Annotated in this window: 19 protein-coding genes and 1 pseudogene; 12 read left to right on the plus strand and 8 right to left on the minus strand. The window is 39.8% G+C overall.

Features of this window, described 5'->3' with window-relative positions; genetic code table 11:
- Positions 1 to 133: 133 nt before the first annotated feature.
- On the minus strand, positions 134 to 289 hold the full coding sequence (locus H6G86_RS29345) for a hypothetical protein (RefSeq protein WP_190937258.1): 156 nt from the start codon (positions 287 to 289) through the stop codon (positions 134 to 136).
- Between the two features lie 31 nt (positions 290 to 320).
- Positions 321 to 731: a plasmid recombination protein gene (locus H6G86_RS29350; protein ID WP_277883684.1), complete on the minus strand. Its 411-nt coding sequence runs from the start codon at positions 729 to 731 to the stop codon at positions 321 to 323.
- A 516-nt stretch (positions 732 to 1,247) separates the two neighbouring features.
- Here H6G86_RS29350 and H6G86_RS29355 point away from each other — a divergent pair.
- The 4 genes from H6G86_RS29355 to H6G86_RS29370 all read left to right on the plus strand — a co-directional run bounded on the left by H6G86_RS29355 (position 1,248) and on the right by H6G86_RS29370 (position 6,331).
- On the plus strand, positions 1,248 to 1,694 hold the full coding sequence (locus H6G86_RS29355; RefSeq protein WP_190937259.1) for a hypothetical protein: 447 nt from the start codon (positions 1,248 to 1,250) through the stop codon (positions 1,692 to 1,694).
- Between the two features lie 16 nt (positions 1,695 to 1,710).
- Positions 1,711 to 2,931 (plus strand): ParM/StbA family protein, encoded by a 1,221-nt coding sequence (locus H6G86_RS29360; protein ID WP_190901228.1) that lies wholly within the window; start codon positions 1,711 to 1,713, stop codon positions 2,929 to 2,931.
- A gap of 537 nt (positions 2,932 to 3,468) precedes the next feature.
- Entirely contained in the window at positions 3,469 to 5,643 is a 2,175-nt protein-coding gene (locus H6G86_RS29365; protein ID WP_190937260.1) for an ATP-binding cassette domain-containing protein, read from the plus strand.
- A 322-nt stretch (positions 5,644 to 5,965) separates the two neighbouring features.
- The gene (locus H6G86_RS29370) at positions 5,966 to 6,331 is read left to right on the plus strand and encodes a hypothetical protein (RefSeq protein WP_190937261.1); all 366 of its coding nucleotides are present in this window, start codon (positions 5,966 to 5,968) and stop codon (positions 6,329 to 6,331) included.
- A gap of 79 nt (positions 6,332 to 6,410) precedes the next feature.
- Here the strand turns inward: H6G86_RS29370 and H6G86_RS29375 are convergent, their stop codons facing one another.
- Positions 6,411 to 6,941: a hypothetical protein gene (locus H6G86_RS29375; protein WP_190937262.1), complete on the minus strand. Its 531-nt coding sequence runs from the start codon at positions 6,939 to 6,941 to the stop codon at positions 6,411 to 6,413.
- 37 nt (positions 6,942 to 6,978) lie between these two features.
- On the opposite strand from H6G86_RS29375, the gene H6G86_RS29380 reads away from it, so the two are divergent.
- The 3 genes from H6G86_RS29380 to H6G86_RS29390 all read left to right on the plus strand — a co-directional run bounded on the left by H6G86_RS29380 (position 6,979) and on the right by H6G86_RS29390 (position 13,950).
- On the plus strand, positions 6,979 to 12,183 hold the full coding sequence (locus tag H6G86_RS29380) for a hypothetical protein (RefSeq protein WP_190937263.1): 5,205 nt from the start codon (positions 6,979 to 6,981) through the stop codon (positions 12,181 to 12,183).
- A gap of 49 nt (positions 12,184 to 12,232) precedes the next feature.
- Complete coding sequence (locus tag H6G86_RS29385; protein WP_190937264.1) at positions 12,233 to 12,997, plus strand: tetratricopeptide repeat protein; 765 nt, start codon at positions 12,233 to 12,235, stop codon at positions 12,995 to 12,997.
- A 161-nt stretch (positions 12,998 to 13,158) separates the two neighbouring features.
- Positions 13,159 to 13,950 (plus strand): DMT family transporter, encoded by a 792-nt coding sequence (locus tag H6G86_RS29390; RefSeq protein ID WP_190937265.1) that lies wholly within the window; start codon positions 13,159 to 13,161, stop codon positions 13,948 to 13,950.
- A gap of 106 nt (positions 13,951 to 14,056) precedes the next feature.
- Here H6G86_RS29390 and H6G86_RS29395 read toward each other — a convergent pair whose 3' ends face one another.
- A complete protein-coding gene (locus tag H6G86_RS29395; RefSeq protein WP_190937266.1) occupies positions 14,057 to 14,347 on the minus strand; it encodes a hypothetical protein in 291 nt (96 codons plus the stop codon).
- A gap of 5 nt (positions 14,348 to 14,352) precedes the next feature.
- A complete protein-coding gene (locus H6G86_RS29400; protein ID WP_190937267.1) occupies positions 14,353 to 15,312 on the minus strand; it encodes a ParM/StbA family protein in 960 nt (319 codons plus the stop codon).
- A gap of 394 nt (positions 15,313 to 15,706) precedes the next feature.
- Here H6G86_RS29400 and H6G86_RS38980 point away from each other — a divergent pair.
- The 3 genes and pseudogenes from H6G86_RS38980 to H6G86_RS29405 form a co-directional block, all read left to right on the plus strand.
- Positions 15,707 to 15,769 (plus strand): annotated as a pseudogene (locus H6G86_RS38980) (sigma-70 factor domain-containing protein); the annotation flags it as partial.
- 61 nt (positions 15,770 to 15,830) lie between these two features.
- Positions 15,831 to 16,067: a hypothetical protein gene (locus H6G86_RS38985; RefSeq protein ID WP_242065030.1), complete on the plus strand. Its 237-nt coding sequence runs from the start codon at positions 15,831 to 15,833 to the stop codon at positions 16,065 to 16,067.
- The gene (locus H6G86_RS29405; RefSeq protein WP_242065031.1) at positions 16,064 to 16,642 is read left to right on the plus strand and encodes a sigma-70 domain-containing protein; all 579 of its coding nucleotides are present in this window, start codon (positions 16,064 to 16,066) and stop codon (positions 16,640 to 16,642) included. Before H6G86_RS38985 ends, H6G86_RS29405 begins: the two co-directional genes overlap by 4 nt.
- A gap of 189 nt (positions 16,643 to 16,831) precedes the next feature.
- Here H6G86_RS29405 and H6G86_RS29410 read toward each other — a convergent pair whose 3' ends face one another.
- Complete coding sequence (locus H6G86_RS29410; RefSeq protein WP_190937268.1) at positions 16,832 to 17,023, minus strand: hypothetical protein; 192 nt, start codon at positions 17,021 to 17,023, stop codon at positions 16,832 to 16,834.
- A 270-nt stretch (positions 17,024 to 17,293) separates the two neighbouring features.
- Here H6G86_RS29410 and H6G86_RS29415 point away from each other — a divergent pair, with 270 nt between their 5' ends.
- Positions 17,294 to 18,106: a ParA family protein gene (locus tag H6G86_RS29415; RefSeq protein WP_190937269.1), complete on the plus strand. Its 813-nt coding sequence runs from the start codon at positions 17,294 to 17,296 to the stop codon at positions 18,104 to 18,106.
- Between the two features lie 2 nt (positions 18,107 to 18,108).
- Entirely contained in the window at positions 18,109 to 19,245 is a 1,137-nt protein-coding gene (locus tag H6G86_RS29420; RefSeq protein WP_190937270.1) for a ParB/RepB/Spo0J family partition protein, read from the plus strand.
- Between the two features lie 51 nt (positions 19,246 to 19,296).
- Here the strand turns inward: H6G86_RS29420 and H6G86_RS29425 are convergent, their stop codons facing one another.
- Positions 19,297 to 20,346, minus strand: a complete 1,050-nt coding sequence (locus tag H6G86_RS29425; protein ID WP_190937271.1) for a J domain-containing protein — start codon at positions 20,344 to 20,346, stop codon at positions 19,297 to 19,299.
- Between the two features lie 237 nt (positions 20,347 to 20,583).
- A complete protein-coding gene (locus tag H6G86_RS29430) occupies positions 20,584 to 21,435 on the minus strand; it encodes an Rpn family recombination-promoting nuclease/putative transposase (RefSeq protein WP_190937272.1) in 852 nt (283 codons plus the stop codon).
- Positions 21,436 to 21,457: the final 22 nt, after the last annotated feature.

Here is a 21,457-nt window from a genome sequence, read left to right on the forward strand (position 1 = left end):
GGCTACCAGCACATATTTAGTAAATAAAGTTACTTCTTACTTAGATTTTATTTTTGCGATCGCTTGTTTTTTACTGGATCTGACAAAACCGCATTGCTCCCACCCCAATATTAGTTAAACTGAAAGAGAGTTCCTAATTAGCTTTCTTCCACTCATCAAATGATTGACAAGCTTTCCCTGTAGGAATTAGCCCATTGGAGGATACACCAAAATTTGTAAGAGCTGCATTTTCTATTTGTGCATTTGCGACAGCATCTCCCAATATATTCTCTTTTTCCTGTTTTGGCACGATTTCTATTTTCGCATCTTTAGGTTGAGGATTACTGCATATGTGGGGTACTTTCATCCAGGTGCAGTTCAGCCCTCACACATTTTGACCCATAGTTTTCTGTTAGCCAATCACGAGATGCGATCGCCCATTGCTGCATCAGTGAATCAGACCACTGCCCAGAAAGAGATGGATCACCAGGGCGGAAATATTCAGGTGATGCCGAGAGAAACATCTCGGTGCATAACACCGCATCATGCCGAGGGCGATGCTTGAGCGTAGAGATTTTTTCTTTAACTATCTCTTCTAAAGAGCGATCGTCTTCTCCCCCAATCAACCGGACATTCTCTTTGGTTGGATCTGCGTTGGGTGTTTCTCTGTTTCTGGTAATATGGTCATCACTTCCCGCAACGTTGCCGAATGTTTTTAGTTTTTCAATTCTGAGAATTGTTAGTGGCGACATAAAAGATTTATGCTACTAATGTAGTGTGAGTGTAGTACTCAAAAACCTTCCAAGCGAACGACGGTTTCATGTCACGAGCGCAGCGAGAGATGGCGCAGCCACCCGCAGGGCATGAAACCATAGTGAGTATGGTTATGTTATTCTCTAAGCGAAGAATTGTTGAGGGCAAAAAATAGCAATTTCCTGCGCTAAGTTGTGGCATAGTCTAGGGATAGTCCAAGCATAGTCTAAAGAACTTACTTTCTTGAAAAAACTGATTAAGAGTGCTTAGTCTAGGCATAGTCTAGGGATAGTTCAAACTTAGTCTAGGCATAGTCTGGAAAAAATGTAGTTTGGTATACAATTTTGTCATTTAAAACCCACTAATTGCATAGATTTAGGGGAGATTGTAACTCAGTTTTTAAAACAGAAAAAATCGATTAGACTTTAATAAGTGATTCTGCATTTTGATTTTCTGCAAGTAAAAAACCGAAGCAACGCGGCTGTAAATGTACAGAAACTTTTGCATGAAAAAAAATGGAACAGAACCAACAAGTCTTTTTTTCAATTAGGCGAAGGTTAGGCACTATTGATGGACAGATAATTAATTATCTCCACTCTAGACCCTTCGATTTAGGGAACCTACCTGAAATAGTAATGTTGACCCTGCTTGAATATTGGTCGCCTTTTGCCATATCTGCTGATGGAGTGGATGGTGAAGAACTCAGGCAGAGGGCAATTTGGTCAATTAAAAAATTAGAAGCACAAGCGGCTTTGATTCGTGAAATTTTTCTGTCATCTCATGTCCAAACTGCTGTGACTGCGAACAACGCTGAAGTTGGCGACAGTGCCTCGGATCAAAGGCTGGTGTCCACCATTAATGATGAGGATGACCAAACCTTGGATGAGGACGCTGATGATTTGGCAGAACTAGTTCTACCAGAAGAAATAAAGCAGATTAACAGCTTGTTTAATGTCGAGTAATAGTTGAGAAAAATTCATGAATACGTCGAAAAGAGAGATTGCACCCGTTTACACAAGGGTAGCTGTGTCCATTGATTTAGGTGGGAGTCAGAGCAAGGTAATTGTTCAGATATATCCTTCGGGTGTGCCGATAGTAATAGCAATGGAGCCAGAAATTGCAGATGTGGGAAAAAACTCAATTACTCAGTTGTCAGGAGACTGTACTTGGGTAGGAATAGATGATGAGTATTATGTCTTGGGCGCTCTAGCTAAAAATACTTTTGCTGGCACACCAGCGCTCAGGGATCTGAAATATCACTATGCTTTACCAAAAATAGCGGGATTATTATGGAAAATTTGTCTTCAATTGGGCTTGAGTAATGGTGTTGATGCTTCCGTGCAATTATTGCTACCACCAGGAGAAATGTCGGACGGTAAAGATTTGGGTAAGAAGCTGTCGGCAGCGTTGAGAAAAGGAATTGCCACACCTACAGGCAAGTTAAAACTTAAGCTACATAATTTTTACGTGGCTCCAGAGGGGAGTGGGATTATGGCTTACCGTAGTCGGGCTTTGGGGGCATTATTTGGGCAAAAAAGTATTGGTTTGTTGATGTTGGGCTACCGGAATGCTAGTTTTTTTGTTTCGGCTAAAGGTAATCAAGCAAAAGCTGAATCTACAGAGTTGGGGATGAATTGGTTAGTGCAGCAATTTGTTGAGCGTACTGCTGTTGGGCTAGCAAAAGATGATTTACGTATACCAAAAGCTTTAGTGTCAGCAAGCTTGGGCAACCAGAATGCACTACAGTCGTTATCACGCAAAGCCACATCTGCTGGAGTTGAATCTGATTTAAAGTTGTTTAACTCAGTTTTACTAGATGTCCGTGGTGATTACTGTCGAGCTTTAATTCGCTGGATTAGAAATATTGCCGTATTGGATGAAGTTATCATTTGCGGCGGGACTGCTGAGTTTGTGCATAAGGAATTAACTCAACATTTTGAAAAAGAAGGCATACCTATTGTTTGGAATGGCAACGTCGAGATGCCTAAGTATCTCGATACCCTCTCTCTAGGTAGCCGAGTTACTGATGTCTGGACTGCACACATTACCTATATCAAGATGTTAGACTACAATTTTGGCTACCAACGTAAAACTGATTTGGTTCCAGACTATCATCAATCCCCACCTGTAAAAAATTCCACCCCACCTAAAGAAGTTTGGGAGAAAAACGGGTTTTTGACCATGCACCCTGGTGTTTAAAGCCCTAATTTGAAAGTGATTGCCTATAAGTAGATTCTCTGCGGCTTGCTCCCAGGCGATCGCTTTCAAATTTGCACACTATACAAATGCTGGTGCGCGGTTATTAGTTATATTGTTATACATTCTAGTAAGTTCCTATAGACGCTCAACTTGATATGATTCAAGTGAATAAAAAGAAGCTGATTTGATTATTTGTTTGAGTTCTTCTGCCCACTGACTATAAGTTGAAGTACCAATAGTCCCTTCAGACGACTGAATATAATTAACTAAAACTTGAGGATTGACTTTAAATGTACTAATTACATATTTTTTAGCACATTGGAGTAATAATTCATAGTCAGCAAATATTTGGTGGCAAGGATTCCATTTTAAAGCATGATTACGGTAATGAATGAATCCATTGCTATCAAAAATTTCTTGTTGACTTTAAAAAAAAACTTTTGTATTTTTAGCCAGTTACTTTTATCTTCTTGCTAACTGTTGTATTATCTGCTGGAGTGCGACAAAAATAGAAACTATTTTCTTGACAATGCACAAATGCAGACTCTACATCTGACTATTCACACGATTCCGATTCAGCAATGCACTGTTGAAAAAACTCCTTTCAGTATTGGTAGCGATAAATACAATGACTTGGTAATTCCTGATAACAGCGTAGATAAAGGACACGCTAAGATTGCGTTTAAAGAAGGTCAGTATTATTTGCTAGATGAAGGTAGTACCAATGGCACACGGGTGGCGGGGATTCGGCTAGAAGCATATCGATTCCGAGCTTTAACAGACGGGAATCTTATAGAGCTTGGTTCGGTGATCGTAGAAATAAAAATTAGCTCCCCTGCACCAGCCAAAATTCCAATATTTCAGGCAAGGCAACGTCAAACTCTCTCAATTGAACGCATGAGATTAGATGCAATCAATTTAAAAAAATCTAGCAGCCCAATATTAGGTACAACTCTGCTCAACGATATTTCTGTATCATTCTTTCCGCAAGAGTTTGTTGTTATTGCTGGGGTTAGTGGTGGCGGGAAGTCAACTCTCATGGACGCACTCAACGGACAACGCCGCGCTAGAGGTAAAGTACTTGTTAACGGCTGCGACCTCTACAAGAATTTCAACGCTTTCAAAAATAAAATTGGCTATGTGCCGCAGGACGATATCGTTCATTCAGAACTGACTGTGGGGGAAGCACTTAACTATGCTGCTCATCTCCGTCTGCCTTCAGCATCGCCATTTTACAGGCAGCAACGCATACAAGAAGTACTTGAACAACTGCAACTTACTGGGCGCAAGAATGTCTCTATTGGGCGACTTAGTGGTGGGCAGCGCAAACGTGTAAGTATTGGGGTAGAACTAATCAGCAATCCCAGCATATTTTTTCTGGATGAGGCAACTTCAGGACTTGACCCTGGCACAGAATTACAAATCATGCACCTGCTGCGGAATTTAGCAGATGCTGGAAGTCTAGTAATATTGATTACTCATGCTACCAAAAATGTGGCGATCGCTGACATGGTAGTTTTCCTGGCTAAGGGGGGCAGACTTGCTTATGTTGGCCCTCCGAAGTTAGCCTTTAGCTATTTCAAAGTCAAAGATTTTGATTCAATTTATGCCAGAGTTGAACACCAGTTGTCACCATCAGAATGGGAGCAGGGATTTAAGTCTTACGCTTTCTACAAAAAGTTTGTCAGTGAACGCCAAAAGACCATTCCCCAAAACTCAATTAAGCCCGTACTAGTTAAGCCGGATTTTCTCCAACAATGGGGGGTGCTATGCCGCCGTAACTTGGCTATTCTGCTCAAGAACAAAATCAGTTTAGCGTTAATGCTTCTAGGAGCGCCGATTTTAGGTTCATTGAATTTTGCACTGTGGAAGCCTGACTTATTTAACACTAAGATTGGCAATGCAGGACAGGCAATTACAATGCTGTTTGTCACAGTCATCATGGCTGTAATGTCTGGAGCGCTAGCTACGATGTCGGAGATTGCGAAGGAAACTGCCATTTATCGCCGTGAGCGCAGTGCCGGACTAGGGATAGTTCCTTATGTAGCATCCAAGTTTCAATTAGCATTCTTGCTAGCACTTTATCAATCAGCAATACTTTTAGTTTGCATGAACTCGGCGGTGAAATTAAATGTTGATAACAGTACTTTGACTCTCATGTACCTCAGCCTCTTCCTCGCTTCTTTTGGGAGTATGATTTTGGGACTGTTAGTTTCTGCGATTGCACCAAGTCAAAGTGTTGCACCTCTGCTAACAATTCTTGTGTTGGTTCCTCAAGTCGTGTTTGGAGGTGGCATTCTCCCAGCGAACGAATTCAACTCTGTGGGCAAAACATTTAACCAGATGATGTTGACTAAATATCCCTTTGAATCTCTAGTATCCCTGAGTGGACTTGGCGCAGATGTGGCCAAAGACTCGTGCTGGCAGAAAACTGAGCAGCAACGGAAAGTGTTATCAGAAAAACAATCCCTCGGCTGTAGATGTTATGGGGCAAGTGTGTTTAACAAGTGCAAATTTCCAGGGATTGGTAAAGTAAAAAAGTCATCGTTTTTAAATGCTGATTTATTAAAGGTACGTTTGCTGATTCAGGGGATTTTCGATAGCTATGGAAAAACTTTTAAAATTGATTTGACAGAAAATCTATTTTCTATGTCGAGATTAATTGTTTTATTAATGATGTTAATTCTACTAGCCCAATTTCTCAAAGGTTAGCAAGTAAAAATACTTATAGCTGAAAGTTCGCTGACTCCAAGTAGGTTGTGCGCCATCTCTAACACCCAAAAGAAAGTATTTGATTAATTCTCAAAGTAAAATACTGAATTAGAGCTTTAGCATAAATAGACTTATTTTTCTACAGACAAGAGTACGGTTTTTTTCCGTACTCTTGTCGATTGATTTTTTGAGAGCAGAAAATATAAACTCTGCGGTGGGAGTAATTATAATTTCCATTTTTACTTGCAGAATCTGGTGTGGAGGAATATTCTTCTGCACCTTTCCCTACTTACTTTCATCTCAAATATCTCTTAAAGAAATCATGCAACAACTAAAATTACCAAGCCACAACAACGGTACATACCCTCAAAAGTCAACAGACTCATTCACTATCCCTCAACAGAAAGAGCGACTAGAAAATCTGTTGTATCAGAAGGTTCAACAAGGGGAAGACATATCCCCTTGTATTGAAGCTCTCTATTATTTAGCTTCAAAGCAAACAACACAAGACCAACTGCAAGTGATGTGGGCTGAAGTAATCAAAGAACGCTCGGCATTCAATTCACTGCAAAGAGTAATCATTACAGCCTTTGCCATCTTAGGAATGATTGCCTTTCTCAATGGGGCATTTCGCTCTGTTAAACCATCTGCGGCTGTTGTCAACCCACCTGCTGTTCAACCTCATTAAAAGGATTTTACCAAAAAGCTGAGAGCTTTGTTTGATAATGCTTTCAGCTTATATTATCACTCACTCGGTTTCGGCTCACCTAATATGCTGTGTCCTTGTCGAAAGGCAAACTGTCTTCCGGCTCAAAGTTACGCAGGTCTTGTTCCATCTGCTGACGGCGTTGGACGTATGTTCTGCTGGCATACATTCTGCTATTCATTTCTTGTTGACCGAAGTTGATGCCTTGTTCTGCCTTTTTTGCAGAAACTTTGTTGTAATTATCAACTTCAATTTTCTTGCGTCGCTCCATCTCTTCAAGCCATCCCTCGCTGATGCCCTTGTCTAAAGCTTCTTGAACGTACTCAGGGTTAAGAGAACCGTCTGGGTTAAACTGCCGCTTTTCTTCTGCTGTAAAGAAATCGTAGGCAGTGTAAACAGTCCACGACTCTGGGTCGGTTTCATCTAAATGCTTCCACTCATCATATTTGATTTTTAACCTACGGGCATAGTCATCAATGGCTTCTGGAATCATTCCACTAGACAACATTTCAATTCTTGCTTCATTTTTTAAAGTCCCATCTGGGTTGAACTCCCTCTTATGCATATTTATCCAACGTTTAATTCTCGACATATAAAACCTCCTGAAAATTACGAATTATTAAAAATTTATGACACTAAAATTCAAACACTTCGATACTAGACTAAATCAGTGGATTTATCCAGATGCCAATAATAAAAATCCTGAATCAATTTTAGCTGAGGAGTTAGACAATACACTACTTGAATCTTACTTCCCTGAAAAAAAATTCTCATTTGGACATATTGATGAGTACAGTAAATCAGAGGACTTAAAAAATCATCCAGATGGTCATGTTCTTCTGTTATCTTCAAAGACACGTTTATTATATGGTCCACCAGAATGTTTAGAAGTAATTGAAAAACTTTGTCCAGACCGTAAAGACCGTGGTGCTTATGGCTCTATTTTTCTAGGTTCGTGTAGGGATGCTATTAGTGAGAAATTAAATATTCTAGTAGTAGATGATTCGAGCGATGTAAAGGGAAAAAATGGAGGAATCATTGAGAACGAGGTTGCTTGGAAACTAGTAGGAGATTGTTATGGGCAAATTTCAACTGAATTATATGATAAGTTAACCAAAAGAGAAGAACAATCAGACAAAAATTATCGCGTAATTCAGCATCGCTTCGGCTGGAAAGAAGGGGATGGAGAAGATACTGAATATCGTTTTGGCAAGGGAACATTAAGACCATACGACTTAAAAGAAATAAAGTATGCTAACGCCAATAACACGCCTAAAATAGACCTGATTATCCCCATTAGTAGCTTTAAGGGTACAGACAAGGATAAGCCCGGAGGCCCATCTAAACCTCAAATTGAGCCAGGCTTATATCAGCAAACTATTTGGTTGGGTGAAAAGGCACAATCTCAAAAAGGTAAAACTGCCATATCCCAATTGTTAGCATCATTCCCTCAAGGTATTAAGGATTTTGCTGAAGAACTAGAGGTACAAGCCCAAAAGCTAGCAGAAGCTCAAGATGACCCTAGAAATGTTTCACAACTGTACTGTGAAAACTACGAAAAGCGAAAAGAATTTTCAGAAGAGCAAAAAAAATCTTTAGAACAAGAAATTATTGAATCAGTTAAAGCTGATACTTTAGGTAAACAAGTAGAGAATAATTCCGATGAAGACTTAGAACTAAACGATGAATTAGATGAATCTCAGAAAGATGATATGTTCATGTACAAACTCATCAAAGCTGATTTACTTGGTCATCAACAACTACTAGAAACGGAAAAGGTAAAACAAGAGTTGAGTCGGTTTGTACAAAGTCAGTGGCGTGATATTGCGGTTGGCAAGACACTAACTTTTGACCGAGGAATGATTATCCCTTCCAAAGAACTCAAGAATGGTGAAATTTGCGTGACTTGGATAGATGAAAATGAAAAAGTATTAAATTTTCGTTCTCCCTTTCTTAATTCTAACGGTCTATGTGTTTCTAATAACAAATATGTTGAAGATCGCCTAGCTCCAGATGGTACAGACTTACAAGGAATTATTGTAGTCAATGATGAAGATCACAGACGCATACTTGCTCGAATTGAAGCGCTAGAAGCCCAAGGTATTCAACACAACGAAGTTAATCCCCTCGAAACCGAATCACAACGTCAAGCGCGCGATTTCGACGGTGACTGTATTGGCGTAGCACTTGCACCTCAATATCCAAACTTCACAGCCGAAGCCGAGTACAGAAACCAACCTGAAAATGCTTATCGTCCTACTGTTAAAGAAAAGAAACAATCATTTTATTCGGAAAATGGAAGCCAGCCTCCATTTGAAGAAATAGCTATCCACATGAGCGATAGCATCAGCGTGGGCATAATCAACAATCAAGTGACAGCACTGGAGGCATTAGAATCGGAAATTGAAGTACTTAAAACTTATGGGAATATCGAACAACAATCAACTTATTTAGACCAAGTTTCTAGTCATTATAAAGCCCTATTTGAGCAAGAACACCAGAAAGAGCCAAAGTTAATCCGAGAAGAATATAAATCTTATATGCAAGGGTTTGTTGAACTTGCTTTGGGTCAAAGAACTCCAGAGATTATTCAGCAGGCAATGGATGTTAACCGCCTGATGTACCGAGAAATGATTGGTGAGGGATGTTATCAAAACCAAATAGCGGTTGATTTATTCAAAAGTGCTAAAAAACCTGAGATGGATAAAATCCGGGAAAACAGCCGCTACTTATATCGTGATGTTAATTATATTAAAGATAAAAAATCTTCGTCAGCTTATTTAAGCACGGGGATAACACCAAAGGGCTACTCACCAGTAGAATTATTAATTAGCCAAACCAATAAATATTTCCAAGAATCACAGTTAGAATCGCGTCCCATAGTTCAGTTTAAAGACTTGTTCAAAGGGGTAGAATTTACACCACAGCAAAAATTTGCAGCGATCGCCGCCAAGTACGAGTTTGATCTGAAGTTCAACGCTGCGGTACGTATAGAGCGACGGCGGGAAACCGAGAAAGGGCCATCAGCAATCATCCAAACTCCACAGTCTTGCCAACTCGAAATTACCAATCTCACCCATTACGAACATCCTCTGATTTGGAAAGCCCAAACGTTGAACATTCGCCTAGACGAAATACCAGAGAAATGGCGAACTAAAGAACGCCCTCATAAATTATTAGCAGTTGCACAAATCAATGGTGAGATTGGGGAGGATAAGAAACCCGCTTACCGCAACCTGGGGACAGTTAGCCAACAATCTGTGACTGACCACAACCTCAAATCGGGGATGACCATGCAGGGAGCTAAACTCCTAGAACTAAAACCAGAACTTACTAGAAGCCAAACTAAATTACTTTTCGACAAGGCACAAGAGGCGGCTCTCGCATTTTACGCGAAAATCCCAGAGTCAGAAAAACTTGCATCCGCCGCCGCCGCTTGGAACATCTGTGCATCCCGTCAGGATGAACTTGAAGTTGCAAGAAAAGAAAACGCAAACCCGCAGGCGATCGCTAAAAAAGTTTCTAACTTCGCCTTTGCTGCTTTCCCCAATGAAATTATCTCCCGCCTGGAGCAATTGCAATTTACTGAACCGAAGTTAGTCACACTGAATAATGAAGCGAATCAATTTTTGGGTCGAGACTGGAATCCCACCGAAAAACACCCGATAGAAATCAGAGCTAGTCACCACCCACCGGGGCATGAACGGCACGTTTCCAGACTAATGTTTGTCCAGGATGCTGACGGCGAATATAAGGAATTCGCCATGCTCGAAACCAGAACCGCACAGCTTCCCATTGGTACGAAAGCGCTCTCTTGTATGGTTGGGGTAGAACCTGCTACTGCCAAAGCAACTATTGGACTGCCAGGAAACGAGCCGATTGAAATTACTATCCGCGAACTCAAGAACTTCTCTTATGCAGGACTTGTTTTTAATGCCGAATCGGTCAACTTAGAATTTGGCACTGTGCCGATTCCTGACAAAACAGTAAAAATCAAACTTGATGGTAAAACTTTGGGTGAGTTAGACAGTGATTCTGCCCAACAGTTAAAACAAATTGATTACCTGAAAAGTGGTAATCCTCTAAAATTAAAGCTCACGTCAATTTCTGAAACTGGAGATCAAGCTTTTGTCCTGGGTGAGTCTCCTAATGGTCATCTCCTCAAAATTAATAAAATTAACTTCTATGATTTTTCTGGTCAGACATTCAATGATCAAGATTACCGAAAACTGACTATCGAAACCTCAGCTTCTAAAACTAGAGATGCTGTGTTTTTGAATGGTGAACCTTTGGGGGTATTGCACTTTAAAAAAGACAAAGACGCGCTCAGACAACTTGGGCTACTCAAAACCGGACAACTTACACACGCCGACGCTATTATTCAAAGTAATTTTTCTGTTATTTGCGCTCAAATTGACCCTAAGACCGTTGAATATCCCCAGAAGTGGACGAAGGAATTTCAGGCTTTTGGGACTCAATCGGTTAATTTTGAACAACAAGAGATGATTGAGAGTAGTGCGAATATTCTACATCATATTAAAGAGCGCCCTACTTTCTTATTTTCTACAGAATCAAACAAAAAACTTGGAGTCATGGGCTTGGCTGTTGACAACCAGAAAGTTGATACTGTAACTAAATGGTTAACTGCTCAAAATGTTAAATTCTCGCTTGCCCCAACAGAAGATGTTATAAGGGAAACTAAAAAAGGTCTAGCGGTATTTAACTTGATTGATAGCTCCATCCCTGCCAAAACTTTGGAGAACATGGCCAAGAAATTTGGGGCTGTGATTGAAACGGATAGTGAGTATCAACAAAGGGTTAATTCCCTCGCCACACGACCACAGTTTTTGAAACCTCCATCTCAAACAGCGCAATCTCCGCCTCAACAAAGCGCTCAATTCCACCCAAACCAAGAGGTTCAAAATATCGCTCCTCCTGTCATCAAAGGCAAACCGATTCCGATGAACTACCCTTTAATGATGCATGGTGACACCAATCCAATACCAGTAAACACTTGTATTGATGCGATGAGAGGATATGGTCGAACTCACACTACTAGAGCTTATGAGCCTTACAAACAGTATGGATTTAAGGAGGGCGATATTGCTCTGGCTACAGGCATTGGTAAACAAGTCGCCTTTCGAGTCGGTCAACAGTATCAAATTACACATAATATGATTGCTGACCCCGTTTATCAACAGCAATGGGCTGATATGGAAAAGCACTCACCCAAGGCATTACCAGAACTATTCACGGGTAAACAGCAGGTGTGGGGGCTGCACTTAGAGCCTTTAGGAGATTATGTGGAGGGTTTTATAGTCCCGTTTCCTGAACCACAAAACAGAGCCTCACCTAATCAAACAGTCCAAATTCAATCAGTTACCATTGATGATTTAAGAAATTGGTACAATGCCGCAGATAAGTTAGGGAAGTCGGAGAATTACAAAAAACGCATTGTAGAAGTGGCTAATCGGTTTAAAGCTAGTGAGCAATTATCAGCCCAAGCCTTGACAGTAATGAATAAAGATAAATTTGAACTTGAAGCCATCAGTCGGCTGACTCAAATTGCTCAAAGGATTGGTATGGTCTGGGGTCAGTCTGATGAAAATGGTACTCAAGTCCAAGGAAAGATTTATGACTTGGCTTTCAATACCCAGCAGAGGGATTTAACTATTTTGCAGAAAAATGGGGAAGTAGTTTTAAACTTACAATCTGGCAAGGTGCAGACTAATAAAGTAACTCCACAGATATTGCAAACTTTTGAGGATGCTAATACTCAAATTGATCAAATATTAGCTAAATCTCAAACACAAAAAACAGACTTACAAAGATAGATTTATCCTAGAATAGCCTTTTTCAGCAATAAAAAAGGAGAAGAACGCTATGGAGACAGCTAATCTAGAGCAAGCACAGGTTTCTTATAATCAAGGTTTGGCACATCTAAAGTCAGGTAATTTAGATGCAGTTATCGAGTGTTTTAGAGAGGCATTACTACTTAATCCTAATTTTGCTGAAGTTCACAATACTATAGGAATAATTCAGTTTAAAATCGAAAAATATGAAAATGCGATTCAGCTTTTTGAGAACGCATTAGCGATGAATCCGAATTTTGCTGAAGCTTATAATAATCGAGGATTAGCTCGGTCAAAAATCTGTCATAAGTCAGAATTTACCAAGGTGATTGAAGATTACACTAAAGCTATCGCTCTGAATCCCAAATTAGTCCAGGCTTATCTAAATCGGGCTGATACGTATAAAAACTTAACTGGTGACAACCTAGCAGCTATCTTAGATTACAATCAAATAATTTCACTTGACCCAAACTGTTTATCAGCTTATATAAATAGGGGAAATATCTATTTCTTGTCTGGGGAATTACAAAAATCACTTTTTGATTTAGAAAAAGCATTATCTCTAGATGCTGATTGTGCAGAAGCGTACTGTGGACGAGGGACAGTCAGATTTCATCTGGGCGATCTTGAAGGTGCTAGAAAAGATTTGTTTAAAGCGTTTAATTTATATGAAACGCAAGGAAATATGATTTACTGTACTTTTACTCGAAGTTTGATTATGGAGTTTTTTCGAGATTATGAAGTTTACAAAGATTTGTTTGGGGTTGAAAGCAGGATGGTCAAATCGAAAAATTAGCCACTTTTTTCAAGTAGCTACAAATTAAATTCTTTTTTCATTTCTTTCTGCGATGGCGTAACCGCCCACCGTAGGTGATCGCAGGGAGTGAAAAACCTTGCAGCAATAATCGCTTCAATTCGTCTTAAATTAGTATCTTTCTTGTCCGTTTTGGCACGGTTATGCCAAATACGCTAAATATAAAGGTAAAACAACTGCCAATGCTCGATTACGTCAGTGCAGGGATCGCGTTTTACATTACAATGCTTCCCGTACAAGAGTGGATACTAGAATTCCGCCTCGGTTATCTTGGTCGCTACTGGAGCCTGATAAGTGTTGCTGGCTTATTCATTGGCTTTTTGCTCTGTCTGCTGATATTTGTGCCATTGATCATTAACATGGCATTAGATCCGTTCAGATATCCAGATCATTTGGTCATGAGCGGGATCGCTGCGGTGATTGTTGGTGCAATACTCTGGCTGGGGCAGTGGCTAATTCTCCGCCAGACTGAAATGACACCAAGAGTTTTTGCGCTCATCAATACAGTAGTTGGAATTTTTGTCTTCTCTGTGCTGGTATGGTTCAATCAACAAAGTTTGCAGTGGAGTGGTGGCCCGATTGAAGGCTGGAAAACCGGACTCATCTTCCTAGCGGGTGGCACCTGTACTGGAGCGGCGACGGGTAAGGCTTTGGATTTTTACTGTGGACGAGTTGAGCAGCGATTAATCAGACTTGAGAGGGAGAGGGTAGAGCAAGAAACCCAAGAGCGGGAAAGGCTTTTGAAAGAAAGAATTGAGAAGGAGAAATTAGAGCAAGAACTCCTAGAAGCAGAGATGGCAGAACGGAAAAGAATACAGCGAGAGGCGGCTCAAGAGGAAGAACGCCTGTGGTACGAAAAACACGGGAAAGACTATGCTGATTATGCAGATTATGAGGATGAAAAGGAGTACGAAGATGAACACCAGGAGGAATAAACTGGTTTAGAGCAAAGCTCACCATATCCAGCTTTTAGTGGCACAAGCTATATTATTAGAAAAATAGGTTTTGTATTTCTTTACCGTTGCCAACTTCCTTTGATGGTTACAAATCAAAGTCAAGGCTGAATGTTTCGCTTGAAGAATCTTCTTCTTTCTCTTGTACCAATGGAGTTGAAGTCATAGAAGGAACTTTGTTAGACTCAGTAGTAATCGGCGTGAAAGCTACTTGTTGTGTGGCTAATCCAGCCTTGATGAAAACAAAATAGCAATCAATAATAAAGTAAAGCGTCTCCAGGTAACTTTTACCTAGTTGTTGGGACTCTGTAAATATGCGTTCTCGATAGTTCTCTTTAAGTCGAATTTTTATCGGAGCTAAGTCAAATTTTTCTGTCATTGTCATCACTTAATAGATGTAGTAGGCGAATTCTTGCTGCTGATGGCTTTTGCCATCTCTAAAAGCCCAAAGACATTAGCTTCCACTGGGTTGTCCAGTATTTTGAACCCGTTCTTCTCTAACAACTTTTTAAATCCAGGTAAGAGGCAGCCTCCACCAATCGCCCAGATTTCATCCCCTTGATGTTTAGCATCAAGCGTCAGATTCACCACTTTCTTCAAGTATTTTTCATACCAATCTTTTAAGCAAGCGCTGTAAACATCTTTGATATCAATGTCCCGGCTGTACCGAGTATGCCCCATTTCCAGACAAAATCGGATTTTGGAGGCATCCCCAATTTTCCCGCCATTTAAATGTTTCATTTTTTGGGAAATATCATTGATGAGAACTTCTACGCCTGTGGGGTAGGCGGTGTGAACTTCTCGTTTCCCTTGGTTGTAACGAGAATACAGAGTTGTGCCATTGCCAAAATCTAAAATGGTTAATTTTTTCGGTAGTTGATGCCCAAACAATGCACCCATCCCTTCTAGTACGACTTTCAGGACTTCGATCTTCACGTCTGATTGTTTGCCAGCAAGTATTGGCTGATATTCTCCATTGAGTACTTTTTGTAGTTCTTCAGCCAGAGCAACATCATGTAAGCTGACGACTAATTTTAAATGCCAAGCCTTACGGTGTGGGAGATGTGCCAATGCACCGAATAATGTCAACAATGCATTATTGACTTTATTTTCATTATTATCAGTGTTTCGGTCAAAATAATTTCCTGTACGGAAAGCTGATTCTCCAACTGTGTAAGCACTACCGTTAAAAACTACCCTCCCAGGTACGTCTTCCATCTCGGCATTGGTTATATAGCTGGGGACACGAACTACTTCAAAGCCATCGACTAAAAGTTTTAGGCTTCCATAGCCGTTATCAAAGCCAGCAGGAAAAATTTTTTGCAAGGTGTGAATATTTGACATAAAGAGAAAGGTAATAGATTTTGATTTGTGAAAGTTATCTGTTCAGGTGAAGTGGGGAGCAGAGAAGAGATGAATAAAATAACTACTCTTTTTTTCTTCAGCGTCAAAAAATTATCATAACCTCTTGGTGGCTAAGTGGGGTAAAATCTCAATCAGTCGATTGTACCCCATAAAGCCCCCATAAAGCCCCCAAGTGGGGGTCAAATTTTGCTCAAACCTCTAAACAATCTTGGGGTACACAAAGCCCCCATATAGCCCCCATGATTTTTTTTGAAATCTTTTCTATCAACGCAGCAAAAATTAATTTAGATCATCGTTGACTCTTTGATTTATACTTTACTGTCAATCTTTTATTAGCAATTGATTTCCCTGCAATATTTCTAGCTAAAGCTCTGATCCACTTGGAATTTACCTACGAGAAATTGGTCGCTTCAAGAGGCTATTGCCTAAAATTTGAGATTTTCTAGGCAAGAGAAGTAAGGTCTATGCTGGCACTTGAGCAGTAAAAAAATCTTCTCGTGCAACGACTAAAGCGTTCTTCAAATGGGTCTAAACTCTCTGCCGAGGTGAATAAGACAGAAGCAGAATTAACCCAAATCCTTGAACAAGGCCAACTGGCAAAACATTTAATGATTACTGGCAACCTCCGAATAATGGTTGCAGTCGCTAAAAAGTATCGTTTGAGTAATCTAGAATTTTTGGATCTGATTCAAGAGGGAGCAATAGGCTTACTTTCATGCGGTAGAAAAATTTGAGCCGAATCGGGGCTAAAAATTCTCTACTTGTGCAAAAGGCGTGGATTCGGCAAGCAATTACCAGAGCAGTTGCAGAACAATCTCACACTATTCGCCTACCCCATCACTTAACCAAAAAATTGATGCAAATCAAAAAAGCACACATTGAACTTTTTCAAACCTTGGGAAGAACACCCACTATTATAGAAATCGCTGAAGCTGTTGATGCATCACCTAAACAAGTTTCCGAATGCCTAAACGCATTTCGTCCGTTAGTTTCTTTGGAGTTAGGAATTGGAGAGGAGCAAGAAAACCAACTGCAAGAGATATTACCCGATGAAAGAATCTCCGCACAAGAGTATGTTGCTCTAGAATCTCTCCGGTTAGATTTACAGGATTTATTAACTACCTTGAAACCAAATCAACGCCAAGTCTTAATGTTACAGTTTGGGTTGTCGGGCGAGAACAAGTTGAATCCAAAAAAGGTTGCACAAAGACTTAATCTCAGCCATTCCAAGGTACGCTCTGCTTATGGGCAGGGTATCAAAGCTTTACGACGTGAGCAAGACAAAATTAAAGATTATTTGGCTAGTTGAAAACTCTTTATGTCCAAGGTGAAGGTATCGCTGTTGTTGAAAGTACTTCTCTTGCTTGCAGTCTAATCGCTGTTTGCTCACAGTTGGGGTACTTAACCTTAATCTAGATGATTGAAGGTCGCCCATTATTTTCTCCAACTACAGGTTCACTTATAAATTTGCAAAGTATTCCTGTTGCAGTTCTTGTACTCAAAATATAATCCGCCTTGCTGGTTTGTTGCAGTTTAGAAATCTCACATACTTAAACCGCTTGATATATTCTGAGTTTTCAACACGGTGTTTAGAAGCTTGCTGCGCTTTGGGCGACTGTGCAGACTCATGAGCAGCACTGCGATCGCTGCGAAGAATAATGTTAATCGCCTCCTGTGCATTTCGGGTCAACTCTATTGACCATCAGTTACATTTAGAAACTCTGCCTCTAACTGATTAGCATCAGGGGTCTGTTTTAGTTTTGAACTTGGGTGTTTGAGCTTTGATTGTTGTTTGAGTGGAGTTTGCTAGATTTCATGATGTCTGCCGTAAAACCTTCTTTAATAAACTATCTTGAATGGAAGACACAGTAAAAAAGACAAGTAATTAGTTGGATCATATATTGATATATGATCTCAGCGTCACAATATATGATTCGGAAATAGCACTTAAAGCAAAGCCATGCAAATTCGATTAGCTGTAATTAGCAATGCTGGAGGCAGTGGTAAGACTACACTTTCAGTTCATTTAGCTTACGACTTAGCAAAACGCAAGTACAATGTAGCCCTACTAGACCTAGACCCACAAGGCTCATTAACGTTATTCTGTGGTTTGAATCCACCAGAACCAGAACAGACTTTAGCAGGAGTTCTCAAAGATCAATTTGACGGTGTTTGGCCATTAACTCCTTGCTGGAGCCAATACACTAATAATGTTGTCGTATGTCAAGGGGGAATGGTATTGACCCAAACAGCAGATGAACTTGTCCTACACAAAAGAGGAGCCTACCTTTTAGCTGACTGTTTAACAGATTATCCACTAGCACAGGACGTAGTTATTTTTGATTGTCCTGCAACCCTTGGCCCTTTACCTTTAATGGCTCTAGCCGCTTGTACACATATTATTATCCCCGTACAGCTAGAACCAAAATCAATTCAAGGTGCAGCACATTTATTGGAATGGTACTACTATCATTGCAAACACTTACGTTTAAACCCAACTCCAGAAATTTTAGGATTTGTTCCCAATCAATATGATGTTCGCAGAAGTACTCATAGACAGATGCTAGCAGGATTGCCTGAACAGTTGCAACAGATGAAGATTCGAGCATTTCCGGCAATCCGGGATAGCGCAGAATTTGTCAATGCCAGTGGTCAAGGTTTACCATTGCATATTTACCGTCCTAGTCATCCTGCTAAAGATGATTTTAAAGAAACTACTTCTCATATTGTGACTTTAATTGGAAAACCTAAGACAAATAAAAAGACAAAATAATTATGTGCGCTCGTAACACTCCTAATCTTACAAATTATTTTTCAGGTGCGAAGCAATCTCAGCAATTATCTGAAGCAGAGGAAGAAATACAGCAATTAAGAGCAGAGATTGAAGAACTTCGTGACAAAAATTCTGGCGAGTTGGAAAGACAATTGGAAGAGTTGCGAACACAACTTCAGTCACAAATAGGCATTTTGTCAATTCCTATCGAGCAAATAGAGCCAAATATAGAACAACCTAGACAAACATTTTTACCTGAAAGTCTTGAATCTATGTCTCGCTCTTTAACTAGTGATGGACAGTTACAACCAGTTATTTTGATTCAAAGGGAGAATCATTTATTAATTTTTGACGGAGAGCGACGCTGGCGCAGTGCTAAAGCTTTAGGTTGGCAAACCTTGTCAGCAGTTATTATTCCAGAACCAACTGGTTTACATCGGAAAGCACTACTAACTTCTCTACATCGAGAAGACCTTAATCCTTTGGATAAAGCCGAGGCGATCGCGCGTGAATTGTCTACGATTACTGGATTAGAACTTCAAGATATTCCGCGTATTCTTTCAACAGTAGTTCGACGTTTGAATAGTCAAAAGCGTATAACATCGCTGGTGGATTTAATAACAGCAGATGCAAAGAAACAAGAAAAAGAATTAGAGTCTTTAGATTTAAGCGACTCAGAACGAGCAATTTTGAGTCTACTGTTAGATTTACAGCTAAATCCTGCTTCTATCGATGCCAATATTTTTCCGATGCTATCTTTAGCAGAAGACCTAAAACTTGCCATAAGAGCAGGACTTAAAGGTGTTCATGCAATGGCTCTACAAAAACTTTCTGCAAAAAATTTGGGATTAAATGAACAAAAAGCTCAATTAATCAGAGAGAAGACTACACAAAAAGTAGTAGCAGAGAAATTATCTGTTATTGCTACCCGGAAATTAGTAGCAGAGGTGATAACATCTCATTCTCAGTCAGAGGTAACAAATACTACTAGGGAAAAAGCAGTGTTACAAGTATCTCGTCGTTTAGAACAACTTTCTTTAGAAACGCTTAAGCAAGCTAACCCTACTGAACTAATAGATTTGCAGGAAGTCTTACGCAAAAAATTAGTAGAAATAGAACAAGTACTGAAACAAAATTAAAACAATCGAAAAGAGAATCTAATCAAGATGCGGAGTCATAAAAATCAATTACTATCTCATTAATTCTGATAACATCTGCTCCAAAATATCTTCTATAATTTCTTCATCTAAGGAGTGCAGAGGTGTTGGGCCAGCAAGAAATTCTTTAATAGTGATTTTCTGTTCTCTAAAATCCTTAACAAAATCCCGAATCCCAGAGACTACGTTAATTTGAGATTCCATTGTTTCTACTATCGCAGCCATAGCGTCAATGCCTTCTTTAGCAGCTTTTCGAGAATCGCAAACCATCGTCCCTTCTGGAGTATTTTTTGTCAAACGCAGTTCCTGTTTCAATTTTTCATATTGAGCCAGGAGAATTTGATTGTGTTGTTCTAGAGTTCGGCATCTACGGGTTAAATCATTCTCATTATTATTATCAATAATTTCTAAGGGGTGTTTACTTTGTTCAATTTCAAGAAGTCTTGCTAAATCCCCCTCTTGGTAGGCTTTATTGATTTCTTTCATAATTTCTGTGTGAGACTTTTGTGTTTCACTGTCTCTTGCTTTATCAGGGTGAAAGATTTCAGCTAATTTCAGAAATGTTTGACGAATTTTTCTTTGGTCATCTGTTCTGGCTACAGAGGCAGAGTCTACAGACTGTTGTCCTTGCCAATATTGATGCTGTTCTTCACTAGTTTCCTTTGAAAAATCTGATTGGGAATCTTCATTGTCAAACGATTCGTCTAACTCTGTATCTAACTGTTGGCTGTTGGGTTTTAGACTGATGGCTCCAGTTACCTGTAGGTTACGGTAAACTGCTTGTATATTTTTGAGGGTTTGTTTACCGAACTTTCTAGTAGTAAAAATCTCCTCAAACAGAGCATGGATTTCCTGGTCTAACTCAGCCATTTTTCGAAAACCGGGAGTAGCTTTATTGAGAAATTCTGTGCCAAAAGAACGCATCTGTTCAACAAAGTTCTTCAGTTCTGTGCGCTTTCTTTTGATCTGTTTGAGTAGTGATTGATGTTGTTTTTCTAGAAACTCTAAGCGGATATGTAATTGAGACAGAGCCAGCGGAGTTACTTTAATTGATTGCGATGGAACTGTAGTTTTTCGAGGCATGAAACACGTATGTAAGTCTAAAGTTTAAAATATAACTGTCAAAGTATTTAGATCAATGCGGAAAAGGACACCTCACTGATCATACACTGCGTCCTAATATCAAATTTTTTATAGTTTTTTTAATCAAAGCATGTGAGTGTGATTCATAAGTAGACGAATCTGCGGCTTTTGAGTGATATCGCTGTTGGAAACGCAAAAGGGGATTATAGTGTAAATTAACACTAAAAAATACTGAGACTAATTGTCTTGAGACAGCTGTGCCTGTAACTGCTGTACTTGCTCTAAAGTTAACTGTGTTACTCGCACAATTGCTTCAGTCGCCATACCCTCGCGCAGTAAATTCAATGCAATCTCTTCTCTTGTTTTCTGAGCGCCTTCCTGTTGCCAGCTGGTTACAATTTCCATAATTTCTTCCTGCTCATCTAATCCCATTGTACTGATTTCCGATTGAAAGACTTGCTTTTCAATATCGTCCAGGCACAAATACGTATCAACAAACCCCGAAATCAATTGCATTCGTGCTGGGTCTAACTTGAGAGTTGCCAGCAGCCGCAAGCATTCTGCCTTCACCTGCGGACGTTCCTCACGGCGAATATTCATTTTTGACATAAGTGCTGCTGCCACCGGATTTGGCTGTGTTAAAAAATCTCGCCAACTTAAACGATTTAATTGGATAGCAGCAAACTGAAATTCCAGCACTTTAAAGTCGCCAAATGTTACACGATAATTTTGAGGTTCAGGACGTAGTGGTTCATCAAAAGAAAAAATCACAACTGGGTAAATCGCTAAATCATATTTTTCATGGAGACGCGCAAAATACTTAAACATTCGCTTGGCAAAAGCTGTCTCAGTATAAGACTGATTTTCAACGTGAATGAGAAAACAAGTATCTTGCTGCTCGAAGCGGCATTGAGCCAGTAAATCAATTTCCTTTTTTTCGCCAGAGGTGACATCAGTAAACACTTCTTGGGGTAAAAACTGAATAGAATCACGCTCTATTTGGCTGACTACTTGAGGCAAAAATAAATCGAGAAACTCAATAAAAAATGTAGATAGTAATTCTTTGAAAAGGCGGTCGTGGTCAATCATACCCAATACCCTCTGTTTTCAT

Source organism: Nostoc sp. FACHB-133 (assembly GCF_014698055.1).
Lineage (GTDB): Bacteria > Cyanobacteriota > Cyanobacteriia > Cyanobacteriales > Nostocaceae > Nostoc.